The 21,842-nt window shown below is 43.1% G+C and carries 18 protein-coding genes and 1 pseudogene; 14 read left to right on the forward strand and 5 right to left on the reverse strand.

The window, feature by feature from the left end:
* Nucleotides 1-26 precede the first annotated feature (26 nt).
* From AS194_RS04665 to AS194_RS13765, 7 genes are all read left to right on the forward strand, one after another.
* Entirely contained in the window at nucleotides 27-1,130 is a 1,104-nt protein-coding gene (locus AS194_RS04665) for a lipase secretion chaperone (protein WP_058024310.1), read from the forward strand.
* Between the two features lie 173 nt (nucleotides 1,131-1,303).
* Entirely contained in the window at nucleotides 1,304-1,435 is a 132-nt protein-coding gene (locus tag AS194_RS14025; protein WP_257785223.1) for a hypothetical protein, read from the forward strand.
* A gap of 437 nt (nucleotides 1,436-1,872) precedes the next feature.
* Nucleotides 1,873-2,361, forward strand: a complete 489-nt coding sequence (locus tag AS194_RS04670; RefSeq protein WP_058024311.1) for an META domain-containing protein — start codon at nucleotides 1,873-1,875, stop codon at nucleotides 2,359-2,361.
* Nucleotides 2,362-2,517: 156 nt separating this feature from the next.
* Entirely contained in the window at nucleotides 2,518-3,537 is a 1,020-nt protein-coding gene (locus AS194_RS04675) for a PD40 domain-containing protein (protein ID WP_058024312.1), read from the forward strand.
* 216 nt (nucleotides 3,538-3,753) lie between these two features.
* The gene (locus tag AS194_RS04680; protein WP_058024313.1) at nucleotides 3,754-4,212 is read left to right on the forward strand and encodes a hypothetical protein; all 459 of its coding nucleotides are present in this window, start codon (nucleotides 3,754-3,756) and stop codon (nucleotides 4,210-4,212) included.
* Nucleotides 4,213-4,226: 14 nt separating this feature from the next.
* Nucleotides 4,227-4,367 (forward strand): DUF2256 domain-containing protein, encoded by a 141-nt coding sequence (locus tag AS194_RS13480; RefSeq protein WP_083499599.1) that lies wholly within the window; start codon nucleotides 4,227-4,229, stop codon nucleotides 4,365-4,367.
* Nucleotides 4,368-4,503: 136 nt separating this feature from the next.
* Nucleotides 4,504-4,707 (forward strand): hypothetical protein, encoded by a 204-nt coding sequence (locus AS194_RS13765; RefSeq protein ID WP_058024314.1) that lies wholly within the window; start codon nucleotides 4,504-4,506, stop codon nucleotides 4,705-4,707.
* 441 nt (nucleotides 4,708-5,148) lie between these two features.
* Here AS194_RS13765 and AS194_RS04695 read toward each other — a convergent pair whose 3' ends face one another.
* The 3 genes and pseudogenes from AS194_RS04695 to metH all read right to left on the reverse strand — a co-directional run bounded on the left by AS194_RS04695 (nucleotide 5,149) and on the right by metH (nucleotide 11,638).
* Nucleotides 5,149-6,060 (reverse strand): SDH family Clp fold serine proteinase, encoded by a 912-nt coding sequence (locus tag AS194_RS04695; RefSeq protein ID WP_058024316.1) that lies wholly within the window; start codon nucleotides 6,058-6,060, stop codon nucleotides 5,149-5,151.
* A 639-nt stretch (nucleotides 6,061-6,699) separates the two neighbouring features.
* Nucleotides 6,700-7,625: pseudogene (locus tag AS194_RS04700) on the reverse strand (bile acid:sodium symporter family protein).
* A 209-nt stretch (nucleotides 7,626-7,834) separates the two neighbouring features.
* Complete coding sequence (gene metH, locus AS194_RS04705) at nucleotides 7,835-11,638, reverse strand: methionine synthase (RefSeq protein WP_058024317.1); 3,804 nt, start codon at nucleotides 11,636-11,638, stop codon at nucleotides 7,835-7,837.
* A 570-nt stretch (nucleotides 11,639-12,208) separates the two neighbouring features.
* Between metH and AS194_RS04710 the strand changes: the two genes are divergently transcribed.
* Together AS194_RS04710 and AS194_RS04715 are read left to right on the forward strand one after the other, a co-directional pair.
* Nucleotides 12,209-12,763 (forward strand): fasciclin domain-containing protein, encoded by a 555-nt coding sequence (locus AS194_RS04710; protein ID WP_058024318.1) that lies wholly within the window; start codon nucleotides 12,209-12,211, stop codon nucleotides 12,761-12,763.
* Nucleotides 12,764-13,192: 429 nt separating this feature from the next.
* Nucleotides 13,193-13,813 (forward strand): fasciclin domain-containing protein, encoded by a 621-nt coding sequence (locus AS194_RS04715; RefSeq protein WP_058024319.1) that lies wholly within the window; start codon nucleotides 13,193-13,195, stop codon nucleotides 13,811-13,813.
* A 220-nt stretch (nucleotides 13,814-14,033) separates the two neighbouring features.
* On the opposite strand, the gene AS194_RS04720 is transcribed toward AS194_RS04715, so the two are convergent.
* Nucleotides 14,034-15,572, reverse strand: a complete 1,539-nt coding sequence (locus AS194_RS04720) for an alanine/glycine:cation symporter family protein (RefSeq protein WP_058024320.1) — start codon at nucleotides 15,570-15,572, stop codon at nucleotides 14,034-14,036.
* Nucleotides 15,573-16,588: 1,016 nt separating this feature from the next.
* Between AS194_RS04720 and AS194_RS04725 the strand changes: the two genes are divergently transcribed.
* The 4 genes from AS194_RS04725 (at nucleotide 16,589) to AS194_RS04740 (ending at nucleotide 20,352) form a co-directional block, all read left to right on the forward strand.
* Nucleotides 16,589-17,215 carry a LemA family protein gene (locus tag AS194_RS04725; RefSeq protein WP_058024321.1) on the forward strand — a complete coding sequence of 209 codons (627 nt, stop codon included), beginning with the start codon at nucleotides 16,589-16,591 and terminating at the stop codon, nucleotides 17,213-17,215.
* A 117-nt stretch (nucleotides 17,216-17,332) separates the two neighbouring features.
* Entirely contained in the window at nucleotides 17,333-18,523 is a 1,191-nt protein-coding gene (locus AS194_RS04730) for a TPM domain-containing protein (protein ID WP_058024322.1), read from the forward strand.
* A 138-nt stretch (nucleotides 18,524-18,661) separates the two neighbouring features.
* Nucleotides 18,662-19,186: a TPM domain-containing protein gene (locus AS194_RS04735; RefSeq protein ID WP_058024323.1), complete on the forward strand. Its 525-nt coding sequence runs from the start codon at nucleotides 18,662-18,664 to the stop codon at nucleotides 19,184-19,186.
* A gap of 167 nt (nucleotides 19,187-19,353) precedes the next feature.
* Nucleotides 19,354-20,352 carry an adenosine deaminase gene (locus AS194_RS04740; protein WP_058024324.1) on the forward strand — a complete coding sequence of 333 codons (999 nt, stop codon included), beginning with the start codon at nucleotides 19,354-19,356 and terminating at the stop codon, nucleotides 20,350-20,352.
* Nucleotides 20,353-20,450: 98 nt separating this feature from the next.
* On the opposite strand, the gene AS194_RS04745 is transcribed toward AS194_RS04740, so the two are convergent.
* Entirely contained in the window at nucleotides 20,451-21,251 is an 801-nt protein-coding gene (locus AS194_RS04745; protein WP_058024325.1) for an SIR2 family NAD-dependent protein deacylase, read from the reverse strand.
* Nucleotides 21,252-21,286: 35 nt separating this feature from the next.
* Here AS194_RS04745 and AS194_RS04750 point away from each other — a divergent pair, with 35 nt between their 5' ends.
* Nucleotides 21,287-21,649 (forward strand): hypothetical protein, encoded by a 363-nt coding sequence (locus AS194_RS04750; RefSeq protein WP_058024326.1) that lies wholly within the window; start codon nucleotides 21,287-21,289, stop codon nucleotides 21,647-21,649.
* Nucleotides 21,650-21,842: the final 193 nt, after the last annotated feature.

The raw sequence follows: 21,842 nt of genomic DNA on the forward strand, positions 1-21,842 counted from the left end.
CTGACTTGTAAAAAGAACTCTCATCTATGTCGAATAATCGCCGTCCAGCCTATTTACCAATCGCTATCATCGCTGTGGTCATCATAGTCATCGCGGCGGCGGTGATTGTGTGGTTTAAACCAGATAGTCAACGAATGGAGACAGCACAATCAGCGTCCATTGCCTCTGCAGATACCTCTGAGAGTACGTTGTCCACTGCGCTAAATAGTGAGCAAACAGAACAAACCGCTTCAGCCCAGAACCAGTCTGCATTTGTCACTGGGTTAGAGCGTTTGCCACGCTCATTGAAAGGCACGCAAGTGGATGGCGAAATCATCATCGATGAAAACAAGCAGTTGGTCGTCACTGAAGGTCTGCGGCGTTTATTCGATTATTTTTTATCCGCAATAGGAGAGGAGGACGAAGCCGTTATTTTTGCACGTGTCGAGAGTTATATTCGCCATCACACGCCAGAGCCAGCTGCCAGCCAAGCGGTCGCTATCTTTGGCAAATATGTGGCGTATCTCAAAGCGCTTCCTGAGATAGAAAAGCGTTATGGCAATCTGCAACTGCAAGCGACCAAAAATGGTGAGCTAGATTTGAATGCCATTGCTCAGCAAAAGCAGGATGTGGCGAGTTTACGTCAGCAGTATTTTGACAAAACCACCATCGAAGCCTTCTTTGGTGCTAGTGATAGTTATGATGACTATAGTATGGAGATGGTCAGAATCAATCAAAATGAGCAAATGAGTGAGGCACAGAAACAGGCTGCCAGGCAAGATTATGTGAGCCGTCTACCAGATGGTGCGATCAAAACCAATATCATGCAGCAAGCCAATCTTAATGAGCTTATGGCTCGTACTGAACAGATGAAAGCGGCAGGTGCCAGCCCTGAAGCGCTATACAATATGCGTCGAGAGCTAGTAGGTGCACCAGCGGCAGAGAGACTGGCACAAGTCGATCAAGAAGATGCCAATTTTGATCAGCGCTTCACTCAGTATCAAACGCAAAAACAGCGCTTACTAAATCAAAGTGCCAATCCAGCAGAGGCGCAAATTCAGATAGACCAACTTGAGCAGCAGTTGTTTAATGATGCTGAGCGCAAGCGTTTATCCGGTTATGCAGCGTTGCAGGAAACCAAAACTCAGTAAGCATATTCCCTTAACATTAATTAACTTACAGCAATATAAGAGATGGGTATGCTAAAAGTGTGAATAAGCTATGGTGATTGGGAAAAGTACGATCCAATAGCTGTGGCTTTAATACAACGATAGTGATACTTTGCTAAAACCAACAGTCTATTAAAACGATTCTAGGAGCTAATATGAAAAACTTAACCAAAGCATTGATGACTGGTATTGTCATGGTAACGGTACTCGTAGGTTGTCAATCGATGTCAAGTATGACAGCGCCCGCTACTGAAGAGCCAAACATTACTGGTACAGATGTGATCTAAAGCAGTTGCTAATACGCATACTGAGACCTATAAGTATTACTTAAGGTTTCGATAAACGATATCAGTCATCAGATACGATAGTCGCACGATAAAAACACCTCACTATTTAGTGGGGTGTTTTCGTATCAGCTGACATTCGCCAAGAGAAGGTTTAAATAAAACCTTATCAAGAAAAGCAAACCCATCATTGGGAAATAGCGTCGATAGTAAATATCAGTAGTCAGTAGGATATATGAGGCAAAAAATATCCGCCAAGTGCTTACTCAATTGATAATGACAGTCACTGGTGAGTCAGACAAAATATCGCTACTGTCTGAAACAGTGAATAAGACAATCAACCATAATAAATCAAAATTCTGAATACGCTTGTTGGGTCTTGTGTCAAGTATGACTTTATGCTCGGCAAGGTTTTTGGATTCAATAAAAAAGGAATGTATATGAAAAATATGACTAAAGTGATGATGGCAGCTACCTTTTCAGTTAGTGCTCTTGCCGCTGGTTGCCAGACAACGGCTACCTTGCCTGCGCCAGTCAGTCAGCCCGTCACTGTAGAGGCATTACAAGCGCACAATTGGCAGTTGGTTGATGCCAAACGTAGCAACGGTGAACAGGTGTCTCAGTTGTTCTTTGATCCAGCCAAGCCGCTCACTTTGAGCTTTATGAATGATAACGGTAGAAACTACGTCGCATTTATGAATACCTGCAACAATATGAGCGCGGGCTACAGTGTCGTCAATGGTGATGTGCAGATCAAAAACGGCATCAGCACAATGATGGCCTGTCCTGAGCCGCAAGCCAGTTTTGATAAAGCTGCATTAGCAACCGTACAAGGCAAGTATAGCCTCAGTAAAAATGCCAAAAATGTCCCTGTCTTAACCATCAAAAATGACAATCAAGTTGCTTACTTTAAAGCCGTCTCTAAATAAGCCAGCGATGTATTAGAACGATATAAATACGCCGGTTAGATTTGATAAGGTCTCACTAATATGTGGGGCTTTTTTTCGTCCAAAGTTTGTCGAATTTTGCGCTACACTAGCGTAAAGCTGCTGTTACACCTTAGCGATTTTATTGGATACTATTTTATGTTTAAAACTATTATGTCAAAACCAACCACGAATAACATCACGATAAAAGGGGCGACGACGATCGCTATATTGGCGGCTCTCACTGGCTGTCAGACACTGCCTAGTGCTGAAATGAAAAAGCCGACCAGCACAGTGAATAGCAATCCACTGACCGCTGCTATGCCTGCCATTGATCGTCAAGGACACATTGCTTATGTGGAAGAGCAAGGGTCAGGGAGCGCAAAAGTATCGACCCTCTATAGCATCCGTCCTGATGGCAGTGATCGTCAGCGCATTGATCAGATCACAGGCTATATCTATGCGCCAGCGTGGTCGGCTGATGGGCAACTGCTTGCTTATAGCAAACAAGCACCGCGCGAGCATCCTAAAATATATATTTATGACCGTAGCAGCAAAACGCGCAATCTGGTCGTCAATGCTGAAGGCAGTAATATGTCAGCGTCATTTTCACCTGACGGTCAATATCTGCTCTATAGCTCAACGGTCGGCGGCAATGCTGATATTTATAAGATGCGCCTAAGTGATGGGGCAACTGAGCAATTAACGACACTACCGAGCACTGAGGTGCAGCCCAGCTATGCAGCTGACGGCAAAAGCTTTGTTTATACCAGTGACAAAGTCCGTGCTGGGCGCCCACGTATCTATCGCTATCACTTCGCGACGGGTAAAGCCGTACCTGTACTGTCAAATGGCTATGTCGCCAGTCCTCAGCTCAGTGTAGATGGTCAGCGCATGGCTTACCTAAATGGCCGCAAGGCTGCTGTCATGACACTAGCGACTGGACAAGTGATCAGCCTGGCAGAGACTGGTCTCGATGAGCCGGCTCGTCTATCTCCTTCTGGAAATTATGCAGTCTATCCAACGCGTTTTTCAAAAGTCAGCGGGCAAGTACACGGTCAAAGTGTTGGACGTCAAAAAGGTGGCGATTTGGTTATTCATTCGCTCTTAGGGAACACAAGTTACGCCATTAATAGCCAAAATGGTGGCGTCGTACGCTCACCGATATGGGGTCGTTAATAGCCACAGCTATATATTATGTAATGAAATGTATATATAATCATTAATAAAGAAACATAAGTCGATTCTAAAAATAGAAATATAACGGCATCAAGTCGAGCAATCGTCATTCATGTCATACCAAACTATGTAACTGAGTGATTAAAAACCAAAAACGATCCAGAGCAAATCGCGCGCTTACGAGAGGCGGAGCGTAAGGCCCAGTTAGAAACTCAGATGGAGGCGCAGCTCGCCTCACAAAAAATTCTCGCCGACAGCGTGCTCTCAGGTTTTGTAGACAATGTCAAAGTGGTCAGCGATAGTATCGATAATGGCTTTGAGAAAAGTATGAACCAGCTACTACAGATCTATCAGCACGACCATAAAGCCGAAGGCGAGTACCTCAAACAAAACCAAGAGATGCAAAAACAGCTGATGGTACAACTGGTGGGCGCAGTTGAGCAACTGGCACAGCAGATGGCTCAGAGTCTATCAAGCCGTGCTGACGATCAAGCATCGACCACCGATGTCACAGAGCAGGCCGCGCTGATAGCACACGCTCTCAAAGATGCGCTTGCACCGCTAACGATGCGTATGGATGAGAAGCTGGCGATTGACAGCAGCGCCGATCAAACTGGTAAGCTGATCGTCAATAGCCTAAACAGGTTGAATAAAATATTTGATGATTATGAGTAATCGGTAAGGTCATCATGGCACATCAAAAACAAAACCTACCACAAAAAACCTGCCCGGTTTGCCAACGGCCTTTTACCTGGCGCAAAAAGTGGGAGAAGGATTGGGACAATGTGGTGTATTGTTCGGAACGGTGTCGAAGAAATAAAGATAAGTAGGGTGGCGTTAGACTTGTCAAATTCTCGTAGAGAATGCAGACAAGGCGTAACCCACTGATTGTGTATTATGCTAAATTTAGATGGTGGGTTACGCTCCGCTAACCCATACTACGCGACTAAGAAATTAAGGTAAATTATGAGCAAGCATTATGAACATTCAAGCTTCCGAGAAAAGCTTATTGAACATTTATTTATTGGTGAAATGCTTAAACTTTCGTGGCTAAAAGATGATTGCCAATTAGAAGTCATGAAGCTTGAAGTGGATAACGCTGGTTGTGACATTGTCCTTGAAGAGAATAATGTTTTTCGTATTTATCTTAAAGTATTAAGCTTGAAATGAAATTTAAGAGCCTTGCGTGTTTGCCATTTTGCATATTAAGACTAAAATTCACTCATAACTTAAATGTCATAAATTAAAAAAATATAGGGGTTGTAAATTTCTAAATTAAGTGTAAGTAATTAATAGAGATTATTTTATTTAATAAAAAAATAATATATAAAAGTTTATATCACGAAAAGTAAAAACTGCCCAAGTTTAGGACAGTTTTTTTAAGAATTAGTTTTAATTTAGAAACTAGGTGAGCGTTGAGAATACTGATCAAATATAGACGACTCAGCAAATCTTTTAACATCCATTCCTTTGAAAGAGCCAGGTATGTGTAAATTTCCTTCGTTAGATGACAAAGGTATGGATTTAACACTTATAGTAAGTGGTAGACTCACAATTTTTTCCCTATGAATCTTTCTCATCTCATTGATCTCAGTTTTAAAGTCTCTCATATTAATTTAACCTTACTAAGTTATTGGAGCCATGAAGTGCCATTTGATTTCCGGTCTTAGTTAAATAATCTTTTAATACATCATAGTACATTCTGATGGTAGTATTAAGGACATCCGTAACAGAAAAGTTGTTAATCTGTAATTTTATATCATCACCTGTTAGTTCCTTTAAACCAATGCCTCTACCGTGCATATGCCAGCGGTTAACATCGCCGAGAATGGTTGCAATATCAGTAGCTCTCTGTTCTTTCATTGTATATGTAACTTTATTCATTTCTGTTGCAGTTGTATGCCAATCTTTAAATTTGTATTTGACAAGCCAGTTAACAATAAGTGTTTGGGAAAACTTTATATGCTGTTCAATAAAAGCAAGCTTTTCAGGCTGAAAAGAGCTAGTGAGATAGTTTATTTCAGCGATAACTGGTATATTTTGAGATGCTTTTTCATTTATTTCATTTAGTAAACGATTGTATTCGTGAAGGTAGCCAGTGGCTGGCAAGTAATGGCCATCACTATTCATTATTTGAGGATCAATTGGACCTAAAACAGAAAAATTATCCATATATATCTCATCACCTGATAAGACTAAAACTGTACCAGCTGAAAACGCAAAGCCTGGCACGATAAATTTCACATGAGAATAATTGGCTCGGAAAACATTGACTATTTTCTCAACTACTTCAACTGAGCCGCCCGGCGTCTCTAGAATAACTACTAAATTATCTTTTAATGAATCAGAACCATATAATGATTTATCTTTAATGTCTTCTATGTATTGTCTAACCTTAACATCAACACCATCTACCATAGGTGAAAATATGGTAATAATATCTGCATCAAAATTTGTGGAAAGCGACTTAATTTGTTCACCTAGAAAGTTAAAAATAACATCATCCACAGTTGCCTGAAACATATTTCATACCTTTAAAGATAATAAGATTTTATATTACCAATATTTATATATATTGGTTTTTATAAAATAGTAAAATATTTTTTGAAAAATTAAATTTTTTGCAGTCGATAATTTTATCAAAAGCAATTAATATTTATGATTTGTATATAGTAAGATTAGCACTATAAAAATAAGAATTTTAAATTGAATTGTGCATTAATGTTTAAAGCACTGATTATATTCAATAGGTCTCCTACGAAAGTACCAGTTCATTGACTTCAAATGATGGAGCTACGATGGCTAACGATGACTTGTACAGAAGCTCTAATGTATTTATTTTTATTCGTTGTATTTGAGATTACATACGAGGTTAAATGACAGTTAAGCTTCATCTCTTAGAATGATAACCTAATTAAAGCTTCATTCATGGAGATACTGGCTGTTTAGAACAAATATCATGTATTATAAATCATAAATTCAACTTCTTCACTAACTATCAAACAAATATGAACTATTTTTACATATACGTAAGGTGTAGAAGAGGTTCATAGTATGCTGTCCGCTACTTATAACCCAAACTACAACTATTCTTAAATGAACTTCACACCTTAATATTTTTACTAAATAACTCCCTCTACCTAAAATCAGTAATATCCTTACTTACCCATCCCTTTTTGCAAAAATATTCGCAACCAGCGCACCACTAAAGTTATGCCACACGCTAAATATTGCACTAGGTAAGGCCGCGACAGGATTAAAATAAGTCGCGGCAAGGGCAGCGCCCAGACCAGAGTTTTGCATGCCCACTTCCACCATGATGGCGCGGCGCTGTTTCTCCGTAAATCCAGACAAGCGCGCGATCAAATAGCCCAAGGTATATCCCAGCATATTGTGCAAGGCAACCACGATAAAGACGATAGCACCGCTATCTAAGATGGTCGCTTTAGACACGGCAACCACCGCTGCGATGATAATAGAGATACCCAATACCGACACCATCGGCAACACCTCGGTGACGAATGCGATCTTGTTACCCAAAAACTTATGAAAGATAACACCCAATAAGATAGGTAAGATGACAATTTTGGTAATGGTTATCATCATACTGGCCAAATCAATATCGATTAGCTGTCCGGCAAACACGTTTAACAGGATAGGCGTCAAAAAAGGTGCAAGTAGGGTAGAGATAGACGTAATCGCGACACTTAGCACGACATCGCCTTTAGCCAAAAATGTAATTACGTTACTAGACGTACCGCCAGGGCAGCAACCTACCAAGATGACACCGACCGCGATTAAAGGATCAAGGTTAAAGATGACCGTCAGTAAATAGGCAATCAACGGCATGAGCGTGAACTGTGCAACAGTCCGACCAGTACAGGCTTGGGGCGTTTGACAATCTCTAAGAAATCTTCTGTTTTGAGCGTCATACCCATACCAAACATAATAATGCCAAGAATTGGGACAATCAAAAATGCCAACGAGGCAAAAAATGTAGGAAACACAAACCCTAAAATAGCACTGACCAATGCCCAGATTGCAAACGTTTTGCCAATCCAACTAGAGAGTAATGCAATCTGATTCATAGCCTGTCTCACAACGATAAAAGGGATAAAATAGACAATAATTTAACATGGTTATTGGCAGCGAATGATAAAAGTATTTTGTGATACGTGCAGCGATAAGTTTGCTGAGAGCAGACAGAAGAGGACACAATAAAAAGGCTTAATCATGTTAAATGAATAAGCCAAAAAATAGCGATAAATGATCTAGGCGTTAACTGAGTTGTATGTTCTTACAAATTCGGATTTAACCACTTCTCAGCCGTCTTTATATCCCAGTCTTTCCGCTTGGCATAATCCTCTAACTGATCTCGGCCGATCTTACCGACATTGAAGTACTCACTATCAGGATGCGAATAATAAAAGCCGCTGACCGATGACGCAGGCCACATTGCATAGCTCTCAGTTAGCGTCGTGCCGATAGCGTCCACTGTACCCAGCCAATCAAACAATTTGCCTTTTTCGGTATGCTCAGGGCAAGCCGGATAGCCAGGCGCTGGGCGGATGCCAACGTATTTTTCTTTAATCAGCTCATCATTGGTGAGGGTCTCATCAGCCTGATAGCCCCAGTAGTCTTTACGGATGCGCTCATGCAAATGCTCGGCAAAGGCTTCGGCGAGGCGATCAGACAGCGCTTGTACCATGATGGCATTATAATCATCGCCTGCCGCTTTGTACTGCTCAGCGAGGTCTTCAGTACCGACGATCGACACCGTAAAGCCGCCTAGATAATCAGTGTGCGTGTCCGATGGCGAGATAAAGTCCGCCAAGCTCAGGTTTGGCTTACCGCTGGCTTTGTCGCTTTGCTGACGTAAATGCTCGAACTGATAGGTCGGTTTGCCGCCATTTTGTGGGTCATTGCCATATACAGTCACGGTATCTACGCCAGTACGGCGAGCGGGCATGAGTTTAAACACGCCTTTTGCCACGATTGATTTTTCCTTAATCATCTTATTTAGCAGCTCTTGGGCATTTTCAAACAGATCACGCGCCGCTTCACCAACGACGTCATCTTGCAAGATTTTCGGGTATTTGCCCGTCAAACCCCAAGAGATAAAGAACGGTGTCCAGTCAATGTATGGCAACAGATTAGTAATTGAATAGTCATCCAATATCACTTGTCCTAACTTGTTTGGCACTGGTGGCACGTAGTTTTCCCAATCATACTGAAAGCCAATTTTGACCGATTCAGCATAGGTGACTTTGGCGGCTTTTGGTTGACGCTTCGCCAGACGTTCGCGGACTTTGACATACTCTTCGCGGGTTTCATCAATTAGAGCAGTACGGTGCTCTTTGGATAGCAGCTTGGTTACCACGCCGACTGAGCGCGAGGCATCAGAGACATAGATGACTGCATCGTTTTGATACTGCGGTTCGACCTTGACGGCCGTATGGGCTTTTGACGTGGTTGCACCGCCGATCATCAAGGGTAGGGTCATACCGCGCTCTTGCATTTGCTTGGCAACATAGACCATCTCATCGAGACTTGGGGTAATCAGCCCTGACAGACCGATGATATCGACTTTCTCTCTGATAGCGGTATCGAGAATCGTCTCGCATGGCACCATCACGCCCAGATCGACAATATCGTAGCCGTTACAGCCAAGTACCACGCTGACGATGTTTTTGCCGATATCATGCACATCGCCTTTGACGGTTGCCATCAGGACTTTACCTTTGACTTCGCCTTCGACTTTTTCCGCTTCGATGTACGGGTTTAGCCACGCGACGGACTGCTTCATGACACGAGCAGATTTTACGACTTGCGGTAGGAACATCTTACCCGCACCGAATAGATCACCGACGATATTCATACCGTCCATGAGTGGTCCTTCGATAACTTCTAGCGGTTTGGGGTATTTCTCCCACGCTTCTTTTGTATCTTCTTCGATAAAGGTTGTCACCCCTTTGACGAGGGCGTGGGCGATACGCTCTTCTACCGTACCTTCACGCCAGCTCATATCGACGGTGCTGTCTTTTTTCTTGCCGCCATCTTGGTAGTTTTCAGCGACCGTCATCAGACGCTCAGTCGCATCCTGACCAGTTTCGCCTTGATTGCGGTTGAGCATGACATCTTCGATGGCGTCACGTGCTTCCTTTGGAATATCATCGTACAGCTCAAGCATGGCTGGATTAACGATACCCATGGTCAGGCCATTTTTGATCGCGTGAAATAGGAACACAGAGTTGATCGCTTCACGAATCGGATTACCACGGAAACTAAACGACACGTTGGACACACCGCCTGAGACCATCGCGTTCGGTAGGTTGTCCGTGATCCAGCGCGTGGCATTGATAAAGTCCGCGCCGTAGTTGTTGTGCTCGATGATACCCGTGGCGACCGCAAAGATATTGGGGTCGAAAATAATGTCCTCGCTAGGGAAGCCCACTTCGTTGACCAATACATCGTAGCTGCGTTTAGATATCTCGATTTTGCGCTCGTAAGTGTCAGCCTGTCCGTCTTCATCGAATGCCATGACGATAATGGCAGCGCCGTAGCGCATACATAATTTGGCGCGCTCAACGAACTCAGCATGACCTTCTTTTAATGAGATAGAGTTGACGACAGATTTACCTTGCGTACGCTTGAGGCCTTCTTCGATGATGTCCCATTTAGACGAGTCAATCATGAGGGGCACACGGCTGATATCTGGCTCGCCTGAGACGAGGTTGACGAAGTGGATCATCGCCTGCTTGGAGTCGAGCATGCCTTCGTCCATATTGATATCGACGATCTGCGCACCGCCCTCGACTTGATCGCGCGCGACATCGAGCGCCTCGGTATAGGCTTCGGTCTTGATCAAACGGAGGAATTTTTTGGAGCCTGTGACGTTGGTACGCTCACCGACATTGACAAACAAACTATCCGCATTGATGGTGAAAGGCTCTAGCCCTGACAAGCGGCAGGCAGGTGCAATCTCTGGAATCACGCGTGGTGCATAGTTTTCCACCATTTTAGCGATTTGACGGATATGCTCAGGCGTTGTACCACAGCAGCCACCAACGATGTTTAAGATTCCCGCTTTGGCAAAGCCTTCTAGCAGCGCAGCCGTTTCTTCAGCGGTTTCGTCATATTCACCAAACTCATTGGGCAGACCCGCGTTTGGATGCGCAGAGACATAGGTATCAGCAATGTTCGATAGCGTTTGAATATGCGGACGCAGCGCATCAGCACCAAGCGCACAGTTAAAGCCAACGGATAATGGCTTGGCATGGCGGATCGAATTATAGAACGCCTCTGCCGTTTGACCAGATAGTGTACGACCTGAGGCATCAGTAATCGTACCCGAAATCATAATAGGCAGCTCAAAGCCGATATCTTCGAACACACCCGTGATGGCAAATATCGCTGCCTTGGCATTGAGCGTATCAAAGATCGTCTCAATCAAAATAAGATCGACGCCGCCTTCTATCAAGCACAAGGTTGCTTCACGGTAGTTTAGGACTAACTCATCAAAGGTAATGTTACGAAAGGCAGGGTCATTGACATCAGGTGATATCGAGCACGTGCGTGAGGTTGGCCCCACCACACCGGCGACAAAGCGCGGTTTCTCAGGCGTTTTGGCGGTAAACTCATCGGCAGCTTCGCGCGCAATTTTGGCTGCTGTTTTATTGAGCTCAGGCACCAAGTACTGCATGTCATAGTCAGCCATCGACAGACGCGTACCATTAAAAGTGTTGGTCTCAATAATGTCCGCACCAGCTAACAGATGATCGTGATGAATGTCTTTAATCATGTGCGGCTGTGTCAGTACTAGCAAATCATTATTGCCGCGCACATCTTGGTCGATATCGGCAAAACGCTCACCACGATAATCTGACTCTTCTAGTTTATAGGTCTGAATCTGCGTACCCATTGCACCGTCCAACATCAAGATGCGTGAAGCCATCTGCTCAGTGATACGGGCGCGCGCGGTGAGCTGCTGTTCCTTATAAGGAAAGACAGCAGGCGGCGTCAAAATAAAGTCATCAGCAGATGATGAGCTAGAGAGGGTATCAGATTGAGAAGAGGTCGGTGAGGTCATCGTTTGAGTCATAGGTGCGCTGCTTATATCGTCAATATTATAAAAGGAAGGAATAACAAACCAATAGAGTACAAAGTCTTATAAAGGAAATCATCAAATTTGAATTATTCTAGCATGAAAAATATAGCACATATGGATACTGTTCATTCTACTTTTACCATAGACAAGCAGATACCTATTCATTGAACTGCTGAGCATAGCATTAAATTCTGTTTCGTAAAGAATATGTGCATAAATGAATATCATTTCGTTTATGGGTTACATAAAGCTTTGCTTATGCAAATGAAAGTCAACGCTTATGTTTAAAAGTACGACAGAGTTTACACCGGTACTACAAAAAGTTGCGTAAAGGCAGGTTGATAAAGCAGTCTTACATGTTAATTTTATTTCAGAAGAATTAGGTCTTTGTAAGTTTTTCTTATAAATCACTTATGGGCAAAAATTTATTATTGTTCTGTTGGTCTATCTAGATTTTGCTTATCAAGAAATAAGCGTTTGAATAGCACGAGCAACTGATATCAGAAGACAATATAACCTGTAAGACAATAAGCGAATACATACTCAATCATTAAGGATAATGTTATGAAACTGACTAAAATTGCTACTATCGGCACGCTAGCTATCTCTATCGCTGGCTTAAGCGCTTGTAACAATATGATGCCAGCAAAAAGCGCAGACATGAAGCCGCCAATGCATAGCCAAACTATGGCAAAAATGAACGTGGTACAAGTTGCTCAAAGTAATTCTGATTTTTCAGTCTTAGTAGAAGCGGTACAAGCAGCAGGTCTAGCAGGTATGCTCGCTGATCCTAACGCTCACTACACCATATTTGCCCCAACCAATGAGGCGTTTATGCAGGCAATGAAAGAGACTGGCATGACCAAAGCGCAATTGTTTGCAAACAAGCCACTGTTGACCAAAGTTTTAGGCTATCACGTAGTTAGTGGCGACATTGCCATGTATGCCAAAGATGTCAAACCTGGCAATGTCATGACCGCAAGCAAAGACACGCTAATGGTGACGAATCAAGGTAAGTTGATGGACGAAAACGGCCGCACTGCCAATATCGTAAAAACAGATATCCCAGCGACCAATGGCGTTGTCCATGTCATCGATAGAGTGCTACTACCTAAATAAGCTTCATTAAAAAATAATTATTTTTTGTATTATGAAGATTTAGTGAGCAGCCATTATTTGATGAATTTTTCATTAGATAACGGCTGTTTTAGTATTTAATTGGCATGATTTAGATATAAATAACGCCTATTTTAATGAGTGAGCATGACCAATAAGCGCGATCCTTCATATATCGCAATAACCGATATACAAGTGAACAATGGTATATACGTGACTGATACAGTGCTACTACTTAAGTAAGTATCAATTAAAAATTAAACATTTAGAATTGAAACTATTGATATAGCGAATATCAGTTTATTTACAGTAAATTGTCTATAGCTAAAAAATGTCAATTATTGATATACGTATTAGCGTCAGCTATTCATGTAGTAAAGACAGTTATTCGCTAGACAAGCCAGACATCCAATTATTAAAAAGGAATGACCCATGTTAAAGAAGAATTTATTATCGATCGCAGTAGTAACAGCAGCGATGTCATTAGCAGCATGTAACGATACTGAAACCGTTGCAGATCCAGCTGAGCCTGAAGTTACCACTGAAGAAGTGGTGGTTGAGCCAGTAGCAGAGACCGAAGCCGATCCAATGGTTGAAGCCGAGCCAATGGCAGACGACATGAATATGGAAGCGACACAAACCATCGCAGAAATCGCTACAAATAACGACAATCTCACTATTCTGACAGCGGCACTAAAATCAGCGGGTCTTGACACCATGTTGATGGAAGACACCAAATACACTGTATTTGCGCCAACTGATGATGCATTTGCCCCTGTATTAGAAAAATTAGGCGTGACCAAAGACGAGCTATTGGCTAATAAAGACTTATTAAAAACCGTATTGCCTTATCACGTTGTTCCAATGGAAGTGAAAGCAGCTGACATCCCTTATGGTACCGATATCAAAACGGCGAACGGCAAAACCATCTCAATCAGCGATGCCAATGTAATCACTGATGCGACTGGTAACACAGCCAACATCACAGGTACTGATATCATGGCAAGTAACGGCGTGATTCATACAATCGACACAGTATTGATGCCTGAGTAAGATTAATATTTAGTTAAGTCACTCTGAGACTTAACAAGAGTAAAAGAGCCTAGCTATAATGCTGGGCTTTTTTGTGTCTATAAGATGGTGGCGCGTAGCAGCGGTATCTTAAAAATCTGCGTTATTTATTTGCAATAAAAAAGCCCGAGACCATTGCCTCGGGCTTTTAGGAAGACTGAATAAGATTGAGCAGTAGCTACGTTAGCGCATATTATCTCTATTACTTACGTAGTGGGTCTACATTCGTTCTTTTTTGGTCTGCTAGATGACGCTCTTCCCAATAAGGTGCGTTTTTGATACCGAATTTTGCAGGATCAAAACTGTAACGTGCCACACCAGCTTTACGTTGTGCTTCGTAGTCTTTAAGCATGGTAAGCGTTGGACGAGCCACGATAAAGATAACAAGGATACCAACAATGTTGAGCCAAGCCATAAGACCAACACCGATATCGCCGATGGCCCAGATATAACCAGCTGAGTTAAGACCACCATAAGCAACCATCGCCATGATCAATACTTTAACGAGGAATAGACCAGTTTTGTTTGCGTTACGACCAAGGAAGCGTGTCAAGTAAGCGACGTTTACTTCAGCGATGTAGTAATACGCTAGGATAGTTGTAAAGGCAAAGAAGAATACAGCAATTGCGATAAACGCGTTACCAAATGTACCGTATACCGATTCCATTGCCATCTGCGTAAACGCAGGCGCATTGATTTCAGTCGTAGCGGCAACGTTCTGAACGATGAACTGACCATCTGGTAGTGTACCTTGGATGTTGTACATGCCAGTAGATAAGATCATGAATGCAGTCGCAGAACAAACCAACAATGTATCAACATATACTGAGAATGCCTGAACAAGACCTTGCTGTGATGGATGCTCAACTTCAGCAGCTGCGGCAGCGTGAGGACCTGTACCCTGACCGGCTTCGTTAGAGTAAATACCACGCTTAACACCCCAACCGATTGCTGCACCAAAACCTGCTTGTGCAGTGAATGCATCGCCAATGATCATGCCAAATACATCTGGAATCAGGCTGAAGTTGCTGAACATGATGATTAAGGCGAGGACGATGTAACCAAGTGCCATAAATGGAACGGCAAATTCGGTAAAAGTTGCAATACGCTTAATACCACCAAAGATGATGACACCTAAGATGACTAAGATAATGGCCAAGCCAACCAAGCGCATAGAGCCAACTTCTAGGCCTGCAACGTTCATGATCGTACCTTCGCCCATTAACTGTGCGAATGCACTGATAACACCGTTGGCCTGTACGCCAGGTAAGAACATACCGCATGATAAAATAGAAGCGATGGCGAAGAGGATGCCGTACCATTTTTGACCAAGGGCACGCTCAAAGTAATAAGCAGGGCCACCGCGATATTCGCCAGTTACCACATCTTTTTCTTTGTAAATCTGTGCAAGAGTAGACTCGACATAGGCAGTAGACGCGCCTAAGAACGCCACGATCCACATCCAAAATACAGCACCTGGACCACCGAAGCCGATAGCAGCAGCTACCCCAGCGATGTTACCCATACCCACACGTCCTGCGAGGGAAACGGCTAGTGCCTGAAATGACGAAATACCATCAGTACTGGACTTACCAGTGAATAGTAGTTTGATCATTTCACCGAATAGACGTACTTGTACGAAGCGCGTCATGATGGAATAGAACAGACCAGCGCCCAAGCACAGATAGATCAGTGCTGGGCTCCAGATAATTCCGTTTACTAAGTTAACTAAACCTTCCATATGTATATTCCTAGTACTGTCTCAAGGTGGCTCTGTATGCTAGGAGTAAATTAACTGGTTAACTTACTTATTTAAGTTAAGCAGTTAAATTATCTGCATCGACTCATATCTATATTAGTTAAGTCTCATACGTGCTTAGCCACCAAGAATGGACTGTAGTTGTCTGTATTTATCCGCTTGGCTTCATCAGTGACACAGACTATTTTTATAGCGCTTGTCATTGATAGCATTAATATCAGCTGTGTGTTTGATTGTTCTACAGCCTCAACTACTGCGGTGTCCTATCATCACGTTATGAATGAGATGAGTTATAAGTCCGCGGATAAAACAGGCGGTTATATAATTAAATACTCCTTATGATGAGGGTATTTAATTTGCTATGAGCCGTCCCGATTGGCTACACTGCTGGTATGGCGGATTGAATGTATTAGTGGAGTATCTAAGAGTGAGGAACTGTTTTTTATCACAAATATGAATTCTCTAATACGTATCAAACTATAAGTCCACTACCAAATGTATTCAAACCGTACGGCTACGTAACTGCAATTTGCCATATTTTTGTACCAATTACTAGAAATTTCTTTGTGTATGGACGGATAAGTTTTATTTTTGGACCATCGATTTATGCATCATTAGCCTTAATAAAGAAGCGAATTTATGAGCTGGCAATCCATTTAATAAACTTTAGTCTATCTAAATAGTAATAGCACTACATAAAGGTATAACCAAAAAAATGACACCCAGTTGTTGCGGTTGTGTTTTGGTAACGGTCAATTGTAAAAGCATCATGATAGCGCCATTATAAGCAGTATATCTTGTAGCTTATAAGATTGAGCAATATGCATGAGTGGTTTTTCATGTTGTGTCTGTAGATATAAAAGCTACAAGCACGTGCCTTTATACAAAATATAGAACGCATATGACCGTTAGATGATTGTGAAGGCATAAGCGCAAAAAAATTATTAAAAAACGTGTTACCAGATATTTGTTATTTATCATTATTAGGAGAAACAACGATGACGCGTAAATCTATTATGAAGCCGATGTTGCTAGCAGCACTATTGACGACGTCTACTGTCGGTCTGAGCGGCTGTGGTTATAACAATCTTCAGGCGCAAGACGAGCAAGTAACGGCTTCGTGGTCAGAAGTGGTCAACCAATATCAGCGCCGCAGCGATTTGGTACCAAACTTGGTCAAAGTCGTACAGCAGTATGCTGAACAAGAGCAAGAGGTGTTCACCCAAGTGGCGGAAGCACGTTCACGTGCGGGCGGCATCACGGTGACGCCTGAAGTGCTCAATGACCCAGAAGCAATGGAGCGTTATGCCGCTGCACAAGATCAGATGACAGGCGCATTATCACGTTTGATGGCCGTGTCTGAGCGTTACCCTGAGCTAAAATCAGATGCACTGTTCCAAGATCTGCAAGCGCAGCTAGAAGGGACTGAGAATCGCATCATGGTTGCTCGTAACCGCTATATCCAAGAAGTGCAAGGCTACAATACCACCGTGCGCCAGTTCCCAACCAATATCACCGCAAAAGTATTTGGCATGGATACCAAACCAAACTTTACTGTTGCTAATGAAGATGCCATTTCGACAGCGCCAAGTGTTGATTTTGGCGATTCTGCAAAAGCAGAGTAGGAAGTATTAGAAATATACAAAAATAGAGCGGTGTATGCCGCTCTATTTATTTAGCTGATGACTATTAGTTAATGTCTATTAATTTATAAAGATGTCATTTGAGGTGGTAGAGATTAGATGAATAATTCAAAAGCAATCTTATCAGCATTACTGTTTACACTGAGCGTCAGCGGTGCATCAGTGCTGCATGCTGCGCCCAATACCGATGCTGGCAATAATGCTGCGGCGACAGATAGCCCCTCGAATCTACAAAACCGTAGTGTCGAAGACTTGGTAGCCATTGCCAAAGCTGGTGAATCCAATGAAGCGATCAATGATGCAGTGCTGAATAATGACGCCATCAATGGTGCGGTGCTTGGTAATGACGCTATTAATCAAAGCGCCGCCAACGATGAGGCAACCGCTAGTGCGCAAGCGCCAGCTCAGCCACCAGTAACCTCAAGTGCCCAGAGCGTTGATGCTGACAAACTAATACTCAACGAGCCAGTCGTTGATCAAGCTAATATCTTAAATCCGCAAGAAAAACAGCGTCTAGAGGCGCAGCTAAGAAATATTTATCAGCAGGGTTTGGCACAAGCAGCAGTGGTCATCGTACCAACAACCAATGGTTTGCCTATATTTGACTATGCTTTACAGGTTGCAGAAAAATGGCAATTGGGCGACAAAGATATTGACGATGGTCTGCTCATCGTCGTAGCAGTCAATGACCGTGACATGTATATCCTCACAGGCTATGGGTTAGAGGGTGTATTGCCAGATGCAGCCGTCAATCGTATTATCCGTGAGGACATCACACCATTATTTAAGCAAAATAACTATGGTGCTGGAATACTGGCTGGCGTGGATGCACTGAAGGCACGTCTAACGGCTGATCCTGAGGTATTGGCACGTGCTGATGCCCAAGCTGCTGAGCGTAGTGCCGTGCAAGGCTCAGATGAGCTACCATCACCTATTTTCTTATTTATTATGGCGATGATATTTGGCAGTTTTATTACCAACATCTTAGGCCGAGTATTTGGTTCTATTATCACGGCAGGCGGCTTTTTCGCCGGTTCGTTAGCGCTTGGCGGCGGCTTTTTTATGACATTGATCATGGCGATATTTATATGGATGTTCTTGATTTCCCGTGGCGGCGGTGGTGGCAAAGGCGGCGGCGGTAAAGGTGGGCGTAGAGGCGGTGGTATGATTTTCTTACCCGGTATGGGTGGGGGTAGTGGTGGCGGCTTTGGCGGTGGTGGTTTTGGTGGCGGCGGCTTTGGTGGTGGTGGCGGCGGTTTCGGCGGCGGCGGTGCTGGTGGCTCGTGGTAAGTGTCTGTTTATTAAAAGCCCAGATTAGTTATTAGAATCTCAGATTAGTAAAGACTCAAATTAATAAAAGCCAAAAATAGAGTCCCAGTAAATAGACCCAAATAACCATCAAAAATGACGTAATTGAGGAAAAATATAATGGCAGAAAACCATGCTTCAACTTCTAGCTTTGCTCGATGGTGGCGTCAGGTCTTGTTTGTCCCTTTGCTGCATAGCAAGTGGCTGACAGCAGAAGCCAAAGCACGCCTGACAGATGAGGTGACACGCGCTGAGCGTGGGCATCGCGGTGAGGTGTTTTTGATTGTCGAAAACCATTTACCGATTCAAGACGCTTATCATATGGATTGCCGCGAGCGAGCAATTGATCTGTTTAGTGAATATCGAGTTTGGGATACCGAAGAGAACACAGGCGTTCTCATCTATGTCAATATCTGCGAGCATCAGTTAGAGATTGTGGCCGACCGCGGTATCAGCACTCATGTAAGCCCAACGGTTTGGCACGCCATGTGTGAAAAGGCCGTATCAGGTATCAGCAACAAGAAGACAGAAGAGAGCTTGGCTGAATTGTTGGATGAAGTGGGACAAGTGCTGCGCCAGTACTATCAGCTTGAGCACAATCCAGCAGGCAATGAGCTGTCTGATACCGTGGTATTTTTAAAATAGTAATACGGCATCTTGAAGCGCATTATTGATAGAGTCGAAGGTGACTGTTCTCGTCTCTAGGGTTTTGATGCTAAAATATCGCACGCAAAATGTTCGTACCGTTTAAAGACGGTACAAATATATAAATTGTCTACAGCTCGTCTCGATGACACCATTATTGGAATACTATGATTGATTTAATACAGAAACTACCAAAAGCGGAACTTCATTTACATATCGAAGGGTCGTTAGAGCCTGAGCTGATGTTTAGACTGGCAAGAAAGAACAACGTAGAGATCCCTTATGACAGCGTAGAAGACGTGCGCGCCGCCTATAACTTTAATAATCTGCAAAGTTTTTTAGATATCTACTATGCTGGCGCAAATGTCTTACTCACCCAAGACGACTTTTATGATTTGACGTGGGAATATATTCTTAAGTGTGTTGAAGACAATGTCATCCACACAGAAATATTCTTCGACCCGCAGACGCATACCGAGCGCGGCGTGGCTTTTGAAGCGATCATCACAGGTATCAAAGAAGCACTAGCAGATGCCAAAGAAAAGTACGGCATCACCTCTTGTATCATCATGTGTTTTTTACGCCATTTATCGCAAGAAGCAGCGTTTGAGACATTAGAGCAAGCGCTGGCATTTAAAGATGACATCATCGGTGTCGGTCTGGACTCATCAGAGCTTGGTAACCCACCATCGAAGTTCAAAGAAGTCTTTCAAAAAGCCAAAGAAGCAGGCTTTAAACTGGTCGCTCATGCAGGCGAAGAAGCGGACTTTTCATATATCTACGAAGCGCTAGACTTATTGAATATTAATAGAATCGATCATGGTGTGCAGTCTATAAAAAGCCCAGAGCTGATGCAGCGACTCAAAGACGAGCAAATGCCACTAACCGTTTGCCCGAACTCAAATATCGAACTGCGAGTTTTTGATAATTACAAAGAGCATAATATCAAAGAGCTTTTGGATTATGGTCTAAATATCAGCGTCAATTCAGACGATCCTGCCTATTTCAAAGGTTACGTGAATCAAAATTTTGTTAATTTGCATGAGAATCTACCGATAACAGAAGAAGATGTTATTACGTTAGTAAAAAACTCATTTAGATCGGCATTTATCAGTGACGAGTTAAAAGAAGATTACTTGGCGAGAGTGGACGCGGTATTGCAATAGATATTGATTGGCTATTAGTATAGTAAAGGCTTAACGATTGATAGCAATCGTTAAGCCTTTTTTATTGTTTATCAGGTAATGACATTAAGCAGTCGCAGTTATAACGCAGTAATCTCTTCTATAAGTAACGGCAAAATCACTCCAGCTTTTTCTATTAGCGTGATATCGACGATGGTATTCGGTGTTGGGTCAGGGTTTATCTCGATAACTTGCGCACCATTTTGCTTGGCTAGCTGTGAGAGTCCGGCCGCAGGGTAGACCAAGCTTGAGGTACCGATACTGATAAACACATCACAGTTAGCCGCAGCCTCTTCGGCAGTCTGCCATGCTTGTACAGGTAGTGCTTCGCCAAACCACACAATATCTGGTCTGATGTAACCGTCGCAATGCGGACAAGTAATCAGCTTATCATCAAAACGTATCGTATCTTGCTTAATATAGGCGGCTCTTGATTGTTCTGGATAAGGTATCTCACACTGACCACAGCGATCACGCCACAGATGACCGTGCAAATGAGTCACTGCGCTTCCAGCCTGCTCATGTAAGTCATCGACATTTTGCGTGATAAGTGTGACTTGCTGCTCGGAGGTTTGCGCATGATACTGCCACTGAGCCAATGCATGATGGGCTGGATTTGGTGCTTTATCAGCCACCAACTGCCTGCGCCACTGATACCACGACCATACTAGCTTTGGATCACGAGCGAATGCTTCAGGAGTGGCCAAATCCTCGACGCCGTAGTTTTCCCACAAGCCCGTTTGCTTATCTCGGAACGTCGGAATACCACTTTCGGCTGAAATGCCTGCCCCTGTCAAAATGCAAATGCGCTCTTTCGATGCCAACAATGTTGCCGCAAGTTTTACTTCTGCTATTACCGCTGGTGATAATTCTGCTAACATGAGCCAACCCTTGTTAGTAATGGATATTTTTACTTATGATAGACGGAATTTGGTGGCTTGTCATATTAATCGCCATCATCATGGCCTTATGGTTGGTAGCGAAATCGCGCGGGGCAAAAGCAGGCGAAAAGCACGGTAGTGCCAAGTCAAAAAATACAGTACCGAATGATACCCTGCAAAAAACATCCGCATTATTAAAGCAGTATTTTCCTGATTATCGAGTCACTCGTAAGGCAAATCACTTGCTCATCAGCCAACAAGGCAAAAAAATCGCGATGATTACCATTGATAAAAAAATTGCTGAAGGTCAGCGTCGTTTGGGTGAAGTACCTGTGATTAATTATCACCGTGTGCCTAGCCGTGCTCAATTGACTGCCAACTTACAAGATGCGGAGTGATTTATATAGATGAGAGCGCTATATGTATGCGCACACAGAAAGACTGCCAACATTTTGATATGTGGGTTTGATGAGTATGAGCAGTTTAAGATAGCACTAAGGAAGGGTAGAGCGAGGTTGTAAACATCATAATTGGTGCGCTCGGCGGGAGTCAATCATATCGGCATAAGCCTTAACAACAAAGGGGTAGGCT

Source organism: Psychrobacter piscatorii, assembly GCF_001444505.1.
Taxonomy (GTDB): Bacteria; Pseudomonadota; Gammaproteobacteria; order Pseudomonadales; family Moraxellaceae; genus Psychrobacter; species Psychrobacter piscatorii_B.

What these genes read in the sequence shown, in the direction of transcription:
- AS194_RS04665 (WP_058024310.1), top strand. Translation starts at nt 27, where the DNA reads ATGTCGAATAATCGCCGTCCAGCCTATTTACCAATCGCTATCATCGCT.
- AS194_RS14025 (WP_257785223.1), top strand. Translation starts at nt 1,304, where the DNA reads ATGAAAAACTTAACCAAAGCATTGATGACTGGTATTGTCATGGTAACG.
- AS194_RS04670 (WP_058024311.1), top strand. Translation starts at nt 1,873, where the DNA reads ATGAAAAATATGACTAAAGTGATGATGGCAGCTACCTTTTCAGTTAGT.
- AS194_RS04675 (WP_058024312.1), top strand. Translation starts at nt 2,518, where the DNA reads ATGTTTAAAACTATTATGTCAAAACCAACCACGAATAACATCACGATA.
- AS194_RS04680 (WP_058024313.1), top strand. Translation starts at nt 3,754, where the DNA reads ATGGAGGCGCAGCTCGCCTCACAAAAAATTCTCGCCGACAGCGTGCTC.
- AS194_RS13480 (WP_083499599.1), top strand. Translation starts at nt 4,227, where the DNA reads ATGGCACATCAAAAACAAAACCTACCACAAAAAACCTGCCCGGTTTGC.
- AS194_RS13765 (WP_058024314.1), top strand. Translation starts at nt 4,504, where the DNA reads ATGAGCAAGCATTATGAACATTCAAGCTTCCGAGAAAAGCTTATTGAA.
- AS194_RS04695 (WP_058024316.1), bottom strand. Translation starts at nt 6,060, where the DNA reads ATGTTTCAGGCAACTGTGGATGATGTTATTTTTAACTTTCTAGGTGAA.
- metH (WP_058024317.1), bottom strand. Translation starts at nt 11,638, where the DNA reads ATGACTCAAACGATGACCTCACCGACCTCTTCTCAATCTGATACCCTC.
- AS194_RS04710 (WP_058024318.1), top strand. Translation starts at nt 12,209, where the DNA reads ATGAAACTGACTAAAATTGCTACTATCGGCACGCTAGCTATCTCTATC.
- AS194_RS04715 (WP_058024319.1), top strand. Translation starts at nt 13,193, where the DNA reads ATGTTAAAGAAGAATTTATTATCGATCGCAGTAGTAACAGCAGCGATG.
- AS194_RS04720 (WP_058024320.1), bottom strand. Translation starts at nt 15,572, where the DNA reads ATGGAAGGTTTAGTTAACTTAGTAAACGGAATTATCTGGAGCCCAGCA.
- AS194_RS04725 (WP_058024321.1), top strand. Translation starts at nt 16,589, where the DNA reads ATGACGCGTAAATCTATTATGAAGCCGATGTTGCTAGCAGCACTATTG.
- AS194_RS04730 (WP_058024322.1), top strand. Translation starts at nt 17,333, where the DNA reads ATGAATAATTCAAAAGCAATCTTATCAGCATTACTGTTTACACTGAGC.
- AS194_RS04735 (WP_058024323.1), top strand. Translation starts at nt 18,662, where the DNA reads ATGGCAGAAAACCATGCTTCAACTTCTAGCTTTGCTCGATGGTGGCGT.
- AS194_RS04740 (WP_058024324.1), top strand. Translation starts at nt 19,354, where the DNA reads ATGATTGATTTAATACAGAAACTACCAAAAGCGGAACTTCATTTACAT.
- AS194_RS04745 (WP_058024325.1), bottom strand. Translation starts at nt 21,251, where the DNA reads ATGTTAGCAGAATTATCACCAGCGGTAATAGCAGAAGTAAAACTTGCG.
- AS194_RS04750 (WP_058024326.1), top strand. Translation starts at nt 21,287, where the DNA reads ATGATAGACGGAATTTGGTGGCTTGTCATATTAATCGCCATCATCATG.